This window comes from Anaerolineae bacterium, from assembly GCA_011176535.1.
Taxonomy (GTDB): Bacteria; Chloroflexota; Anaerolineae; order Anaerolineales; family DRMV01; genus DUEP01.
In genome coordinates this window covers 1-6988 of record DUEP01000086.1, presented here as the reverse complement: position 1 = coordinate 6988, position 6988 = coordinate 1, and the positions used below count along the sequence as shown (strand labels likewise).

General features: G+C 65.3%; 7 protein-coding genes and 1 pseudogene. 4 read left to right on the top strand and 4 right to left on the bottom strand.

Features of this window, described 5'->3' with window-relative positions; translation table 11 throughout:
• A partial coding sequence (locus G4O04_08195; protein ID HEY58497.1) for a hypothetical protein occupies positions 1 to 280 on the top strand: 280 nt, incomplete at its 5' end.
• Positions 277 to 912 carry a transposase gene (locus G4O04_08190; GenBank protein HEY58496.1) on the top strand — a complete coding sequence of 212 codons (636 nt, stop codon included), beginning with the start codon at positions 277 to 279 and terminating at the stop codon, positions 910 to 912. The genes G4O04_08195 and G4O04_08190, both read left to right, overlap by 4 nt.
• 263 nt (positions 913 to 1175) lie before the next feature.
• Here the strand turns inward: G4O04_08190 and G4O04_08185 are convergent, their stop codons facing one another.
• From G4O04_08185 to G4O04_08175, 3 genes are read right to left on the bottom strand one after another with little or no spacing between them, the layout of a single operon-like run.
• A complete protein-coding gene (locus G4O04_08185) occupies positions 1176 to 1964 on the bottom strand; it encodes a hypothetical protein (protein HEY58495.1) in 789 nt (262 codons plus the stop codon).
• Positions 1965 to 1967: 3 nt separating this feature from the next.
• Complete coding sequence (locus G4O04_08180) at positions 1968 to 2768, bottom strand: hypothetical protein (GenBank protein ID HEY58494.1); 801 nt, start codon at positions 2766 to 2768, stop codon at positions 1968 to 1970.
• Between the two features lie 3 nt (positions 2769 to 2771).
• Positions 2772 to 3755: an ATP-binding cassette domain-containing protein gene (locus G4O04_08175; GenBank protein HEY58493.1), complete on the bottom strand. Its 984-nt coding sequence runs from the start codon at positions 3753 to 3755 to the stop codon at positions 2772 to 2774.
• Between the two features lie 325 nt (positions 3756 to 4080).
• On the opposite strand from G4O04_08175, the gene G4O04_08170 reads away from it, so the two are divergent.
• On the top strand, positions 4081 to 4254 hold the full coding sequence (locus G4O04_08170) for a hypothetical protein (protein HEY58492.1): 174 nt from the start codon (positions 4081 to 4083) through the stop codon (positions 4252 to 4254).
• Between the two features lie 405 nt (positions 4255 to 4659).
• Positions 4660 to 6516 (top strand): S9 family peptidase, encoded by a 1857-nt coding sequence (locus G4O04_08165; GenBank protein ID HEY58491.1) that lies wholly within the window; start codon positions 4660 to 4662, stop codon positions 6514 to 6516.
• Positions 6517 to 6662: 146 nt separating this feature from the next.
• On the opposite strand, the pseudogene G4O04_08160 reads toward G4O04_08165, so the two are convergent.
• Positions 6663 to 6798, bottom strand: a pseudogene (locus tag G4O04_08160) (cell wall metabolism sensor histidine kinase WalK).
• Positions 6799 to 6988 lie beyond the last annotated feature (190 nt).

Here is a 6988-nt window from a genome sequence, read left to right as displayed (position 1 = left end):
CCGGACGCCCGAAGAGGAGATCATTGAGACCCTGGCGTTCATCGCCGAAGGCGTTCGCATCAGTAGCTTGGCACGGGTGAAGGGGCACAAAGAGGACACGATTTTGGACCGGCTTCGGGCTGCCGCTCAGCATGCGGAAGAGATCGAAGAGATACTCATGGCCGAGTACCATCTGGATCAGGGGCAACTGGACGCCCTCCGGTCCTACGTGGGCCACAAGGGTGAAAAAAAGGCTACCCCGAAACCGACGAAAAGGGAGGGTTCTGGCGGGCGACGATGATAGAGCCGAGCACACGACTGCGCGCGGCCCGCGGGATGGGCAAGAGCGAAACCGAGGCCGCCATCGAGGTGTTTCAAACGCTGAAACGGCGCGGCCATCCCGATGCCCCGCCTCCGACCGTTTCCGATGGCTGCGGGGGCATCCGCGAAGCGATGGTGGAAGTCTACGGGAAGGTGGCGGAATACGCCGGAAGGGGGCGACCGCGGACCAAGAAACGGCCTGAGGATAGCCAGCCCTACCTGCAGGTGGTCAAACAGCGGGAGAAGGGGCGTGTCGTGGGCCTCCGCTTACGCGTCGTTTACGGAAACCAAGAGGATGTTCTCCGCCTTCTGGCCCACAACACGGCCTATGTCGAGGGCACGCATCTCACGTGGCGCCATCTGGGCAGCCGCCTGACACGGAAGACGCCAGCCTATTCCCAGGCCCTCGAGATGCGCCGAGCTGCTGCTGTCTGGGGAGACATGGTTTACAACCTGATCCGTCCGCTCAAAACCTTGCGCCTTGAGGTCGGCGATGATCCGCAGCGCCGCGGGTATCCCCGGACACCGGCTATGGCTGCCGGCCTGACAGATCATGTCTGGACTGTTAAAGAGCTGCTGACTACGGTGCCCGTTTCTGCTGACAACATTTAACGGGGAGATTATCAAGCATTTAAGTGTGGACCCGTACCAGCACAACGACTATTCGTGTTTCTCCTTGCGTTCGGGGACGTCGTGAAGCAACCCTTCCGCCACGCCTCAGGCCGGTCCTGTCCTGGGTTGGGGTAGGGGGTTCGTGCGACCGATGGCAGGCCCTGCGTTGGTCTGCTATTGGTCGTTGCAGAATTGCGGGCACCCCGGCGGTTGGCCCGGTGAGGCGAAGCAAAGGCGCCGGTGATGGTCGCACCGCAGGGGGGCTATCCACCCACGGCGGTGTAACGCCGCAGCCCGGCCCGCCAAAGGGTCAGGGCCGCGCTCAACCACAGCCCCACGGCCAGCAGGGCGGCGGTGAGTCGGGGCAGCGGCGGCGCGCCCAGCAGGGCCTGCGCGGGGAAGTTGGCCACCACCAGCACCGGCATGGCCCAGGTGAATAGCGCCCGGCTTACCCCCCGGAAGATGCCCTCGGGATACCCGGCCAGGCGGAAGAGTTCGGCAAGTAGCGAGGGCATGGCGTAGACCCGGGTCACCCAGAAGGCTAAGGAGACTACGGCTAAGGTGATGGCGTACCGCGCAGTTACGCCCAACAGGAGCAGCAGCCCGAACCATGGCCACTGGGAGAAAGGGGGCGCCTCGCCCAGGACGCGCAGGGCATAGGTCCCTAAGGCCAAAGGCAGGGTCAGCGAGGGGGCGTCGTACAGGCGCATCCGGCCCGCCGTGAGGGTGAACAAGGGGGCCACGGGTTTGGTGAGGATGCTGTCCAGTTCGCCCTGCCAGATGAGGTCGGGAATCCAGAGGAGACCCCGGCCCACGAACAGATTGTACAGCCCCTGGGCCAGTTCGTTGATCGCGATGAGCAGCCAGACCTGCTCGCGCCGCCAGCCAGCGATGGTGGGGACATGCAGGTACAGGGCCTCGAAGAACACCCAGGCCGTGCCCAGCCAGAGCGCGTGGGCCAGCAGGCGTAACCAGGCGTTCCCGCGGAACAGACTTTCCCGCCCCAGAGAAAGACGGGCCCAATGCCACCACAGACGGAGATACCGACGCATGGTTCAGCCTCCTGCCGCGCGGAAGCGGCGCAGCCCCCGCCGCCATACCCAGCCGTTGACCAGAAACAGCCCCACCAGCCAGGCCAGTTGCACACCCACTCCGCCCAGCCAGGCGGCCCCGCTCACCCGCCCCAGGTACACCTGGGCCGGGAAGTACAGCAGTTGGGCGAAGGGCAGCGCGTGCAGCAGCGCGGCCACCAGCCGCGGGAACAGATCCAGCGGCAGCAGGAACCCCGCGGCCAGAGGCACCACGAAGTCGGCCAGCAGGCTCACGCCGCCAGTGTCCTCTAGCCAGAAGGCGCTCAGGCTGAAGAGAAATGTGAACGCATAGGCCAGGGCGACCGCCAGGGCGACGCTCACGCCGAAGGCGGCCCAGGCGCCCACGGAAGGCGGCCAGACCCACGCCGCGCCCACGCTCAGGGCAAAGGGCACCACCACACCCAACCCCACCAGGGCATAGGGCAGTTTGCTGCCTAAGATGAGGGCGAAGTGGTAGAGGTCGTAGCGCTGGGGCCGCAGCAGGTGGAACGCCAGATCGCCTTCGTAGATTTCGTAAGTGATGTCCCACCACACGGCCGGGCCGGTGAGTTCGTAGAGCCAGCGGGTAAGAATGAAGTAAGTGAGCATCTCCCCGCGGGTGAACCCGGCCAGGCGTCCCTGGGGGCCGAGCACCTGATCCCAAAGGAGCAGCAGGCCCAGCAGCGGCACGGCAGCCACCAGGAAACTCAGGAAGTGGTTCAACCGATAGGCTGTGGCTTCCTGCACGGCCAGCCGCGCCACGGTGAGGTACTTGCGCCATCTCATGGATCACCTCCCCGCGCTGTTCTGGGCGAACGCCTCGCGCAGCACATCCGCTAAGGCTGGCTCCTGCACGCTCAGGTCCACCACCTCATTTTGCGCGGTCAACTGCTGCAACAGCATGGGCACCTGCTCGCGGGGTACCCGCCAGCGCAGCCGGGGGCCGGCCCGCTCCACCAGCCAGGCAGCGGCGGGCACCGCCCTCGCCGCCGTGGTCAGGGTCGCCCGCACCTCGCGGAAGGGGGCGTAACGGGCCTTGAGATCGCTCAGCGGGCCGTCGAAGCGGATGCGCCCGGCGTCCAGCAGGATGATCCGGTCGCAGATGGCCTCCACATCCCGCATGTAGTGGCTGGCCATGAGCAGGGTCAGGCCTTGTTGGCGCACATAGTCGCGCAGCAGGGCGCGGATCTCGTGCTGGGCCATCACATCCAGGCCTAAGGTAGGCTCGTCTAAGAAGAGCACCTGGGGGCCGTGGAGCAGGGCGGCGATGAGTTCCATCTTCATCCGCTCGCCCAAGGAGAGATTGCGCACGGGCACCGAGAGCAGGTCGGTGACGCGAAACCGCCCGGCGAGGTCGTCCAGCCGGCGGCGGAAGACCGGGAGGGGCACCTCGTACATTTCGCGGAACAAGTGGAAGAGGTCCAGGGCGGGCAGGTCCCACCAGAGTTGCCCCTTGCGGCCCATGACGAAGGCGCTCTGCTTTTTGAAGGTGGTCTCGCCTTTCCAGGGCACGGAGCATAGCACTTCCACCTCCCCGGCGTCGGGGAAGAGCACCCCGGCCAGAATCTTCAGGGTGGTGGTCTTCCCCGCGCCGTTGGGGCCCAGGTAGCCCACGGCCTCGCCGGGGCGGATGGTGAAGGACACGCCCTGCAGGGCCTGCACGGTGCGGTAGCGGGGCGCGACCAGGTGGCGCAGCGCGGCCCGCAGGCCGGGCGCCCGTTGTGGACTGCGGTAAGTCTTGTGCAGGTTGCGCACCACGATGGCCGATGACATGATGGATACCTCCTTGAGCACGCACTGCGGGTTAAACGACAAAGCGCCCTCCGAAAAACGAGGGCGCCTGTCGCCGCGCGGTGGAAGCGGGTTCCCTCGGGGCCAGGAGGCCCTGGGACGGGTCGGGACGGACGCCTGGAGGACGCGGTTGATCACGGGATTCACCTGAAAGGGAAGTTTGTCCGGGCGGGATGATACCCCAGGGTGGCGTCTGGGTCAAGGTTTCCGTGGCCGCCTTTTGCGCCGAAGCGTCAACTTTTTGGCCGGGTCGGGTGTGTGTTGAGTGAGGCACGCATGGCATGCCACACCTGATGCGGAGCAAACGATGGATGACAGAGATGCGGTGACCCGGCTCCAGGCGGGCGATCTCAGCAGGTTGGAGCCTTTGGTGCGACGGTATCAAGGGCAGGCTTTGCGGGCCGCATTCCTCATCGCCCAGGAGCGAGCCTTGGCCGAGGAGGCGGTGCAGGAGGCCTTCTTGCGCTTCTACGGCGGGTAAAGCGCTTCGACGCCGACTGGCCGGTTGCGCCTTATCTGTTGCGCATCGTGGTTCCCATGGCCCTCAACCTGGCGCGGCCTGGTGGAGGGATGGGGCCGTAGCGGGCGCTGGGGCGCGGTTTGTGCTATAGTAGAAGCAAGGCGTTGCCTCCCTGGCTGGAAGTTCCCCTGACCCTGGTCACCCTGTGGGCGTGTTCTTCCTCTTAGCCTGGGCAGTGGCCCGGGAACAGTTGTCCCCGGCCGCGCGGCGCTGGGGGTAGCTCGGTGTGGCCGTGGCGGCCGGCGTCTTTTTCTGGTCTTTCTGGGCCGAGAGTCTGGCGCCCTATCTGTGGGCCGGGCGCTTCCCGTGGATTCATACCCTGACCTGAACCTCGCATCGTATCCCAACGACTAAGGAGGTCCTCTCATGACATTGGAGCAAATCCCCCTTATCCCTTTGGAAGTGCTTTTCGGGCATCCTGAATATGCCAGCGTGCGCATTGCGCCTGACGGGCGGCGTATCGCCTACCTGCGCCCCTGGGAGGGCGTGCTCAACCTGTGGGTGCAAGACCTGACCACAGGCGAGACGCGCCGGGTGACCAACGACCGGGGTCGCGGCATCCTGGAATATGTGTGGGCCGAGAACGGTGATCTGCTCTACATTCAGGACAAGGACGGCGACGAGAACTGGCGCATCTACGCCGTGGGCCCCGAGGGCGGCGAAGCGCGGCTGCTCACCCCTGGTGAGGGCGTCCAAGCGCGCTTTGTCCATGTGCATCCTGACTTCTCCGACGAAATCCTCATCGCCCTCAACGACCGTAACCCGGCGTTGCACGATGTCTATCGGGTGAACCTGCGCACCGGGGAGCGCACCCTGGTGGTGCAAAACGATATCGGCGCGCTGCGTTTTATGGCCGACGAGCAATTTCAGGTGCGGGTGGCCGAGCGCATGACCGACGACGGCGGTGGCGAACTGCTACGCCGCACGGAGGACGGTTGGGAAGTGTTTTACCGCTGGGGCTTGGAGGATATACTGGTGCAGACGGTGGACCTGCGGGGCGACACCCTGTACCTGTTCAGCAGTGCGGGCCGTGATACCTCCGCCCTGCGTGCCTACGACCTGCGCACTGGCGAGGAGCGTGTGTTGGCTGAGGACCCGGAATATGACATGGGCGTGGGCGACTGGAGCCTGGGCCCGGGCTTCCTTTTCCACCCCCGCGCCGAGCGTCCGGAAGCCGTGGCCGTGTACCGCGATAAGCAAGAGTGGGTGGTGCTGGATCCCGTTCTGAAGGATGCTTTCGACCGTCTGGCGCAGGTAGAGCCGGGCCGTTCGTTCGGCATCACCAGCCGGGATTTGGCCAACCGCTGGTGGGTGGTGGCCTACGACGGTGATCGGCAATCGGTCCACTATTACCTTTACGACCGGGGGACCGGCGAGGCGCGGATGTTGTTCGTTTCGCGCCCGGAGGTGGAGAAGTATTCCCTGGCCGGGCGGAAGCCGGTGCGCATCCTGGCCCGTGACGGGCTGATCCTGCACGGCTACCTGACCCTGCCGCCCGGTGTGGAGCCCAGAGGCCTGCCAGCGGTCATCTACCCCCACGGCGGGCCCTGGGCGCGGGATTTCTGGGGTTGGGAGCCCATCGCCCAATGGCTAGCCAACCGGGGCTATGCCGTGTTGCAGGTCAACTTCCGCGGCTCGGTGGGCTACGGCAAGGCCTTCCTCAACGCGGGCAACAAGCAATGGGGCCGCAAGATGCAGGACGACCTGACCGACGCCGCCCGATGGCTCATCAAGCAGGGCATCGCGGACCCCCAGCGCATCGGCATCATGGGCGGCTCCTACGGCGGCTACGCCACCTTAGCCGGGCTGACCTTCACCCCTGACCTCTACGCCTGCGGGGTGGACATTGTGGGGCCGTCCAACCTGTTCACTTTGCTGGAAAGCATTCCGCCTTACTGGAAGCCCATGGTGGCCGTCTTCCACACCCGCATGGGCCACCCCGAGAAGGACGCGGACTTGCTCCGCGCCGTTTCCCCCTTGTTCCACGCGGAGAATATCCGCGCCCCGTTGCTCATCGGCCAGGGGGCCAATGACCCCCGGGTCAAGCGCCAGGAGAGCCTGCAAATCGTGGAGGCTTTGCGTCGCCTGGGCCGGGAGGTGGAGTATGTGGAATACCCCGACGAGGGCCACGGCTTTTTCAAGCCGGAGAACCGGCTGGACTTCTTCCGCCGGGCGGAGCGTTTCCTGGCCAAGCATCTGGGAGGCCGGGCAGAGACTGCCTGAGGGTCGGTGTTTCGTGTAGCCAAAACCGCCCCACGGGTTCTCCCGCGGGGCGGTTTTACTTCGCGGCAGCGACGATGGCCTCAGGTTTCGACCACCGGCAGGGTGAAGGCGAATGTGCTCCCCTGACTGGGGCCGGGGCTTTCGGCCTAGATGCGCCCGCCGTGGACCTCGACCAGGTGCTTGGCGATGGTCAATCCCAGCCTGGTGCCGCCCGCCGGCCCGCGAGCGGGATTTGTCCACCCGGTAGAAGCGCTGGAAAATGTGAGGCAGGTCCTCGACGGGGAAGTAGTGTATCATTTCTTCTGTATAGGAGTTACGCAGTGGGCTGAAGGATAAAAGTAGGATGGGCCAAGTCATGACGGATGGCCTCCCGAATTATGGCGTGTTTGGCTTCCAACCAGGTGATGCCGTGCTGCAAACGCGCCCCTGCCAAGCGCAAGAAGGCTTGGATAGCCAGAGGGATATGCTTCTG

Coding starts and splice junctions, on each gene's coding strand:
- G4O04_08190 (HEY58496.1), top strand. CDS start 277: ATGATAGAGCCGAGCACACGACTGCGCGCGGCCCGCGGGATGGGCAAG.
- G4O04_08185 (HEY58495.1), bottom strand. CDS start 1,964: ATGCGTCGGTATCTCCGTCTGTGGTGGCATTGGGCCCGTCTTTCTCTG.
- G4O04_08180 (HEY58494.1), bottom strand. CDS start 2,768: ATGAGATGGCGCAAGTACCTCACCGTGGCGCGGCTGGCCGTGCAGGAA.
- G4O04_08175 (HEY58493.1), bottom strand. CDS start 3,755: ATGTCATCGGCCATCGTGGTGCGCAACCTGCACAAGACTTACCGCAGT.
- G4O04_08170 (HEY58492.1), top strand. CDS start 4,081: ATGGATGACAGAGATGCGGTGACCCGGCTCCAGGCGGGCGATCTCAGC.
- G4O04_08165 (HEY58491.1), top strand. CDS start 4,660: ATGACATTGGAGCAAATCCCCCTTATCCCTTTGGAAGTGCTTTTCGGG.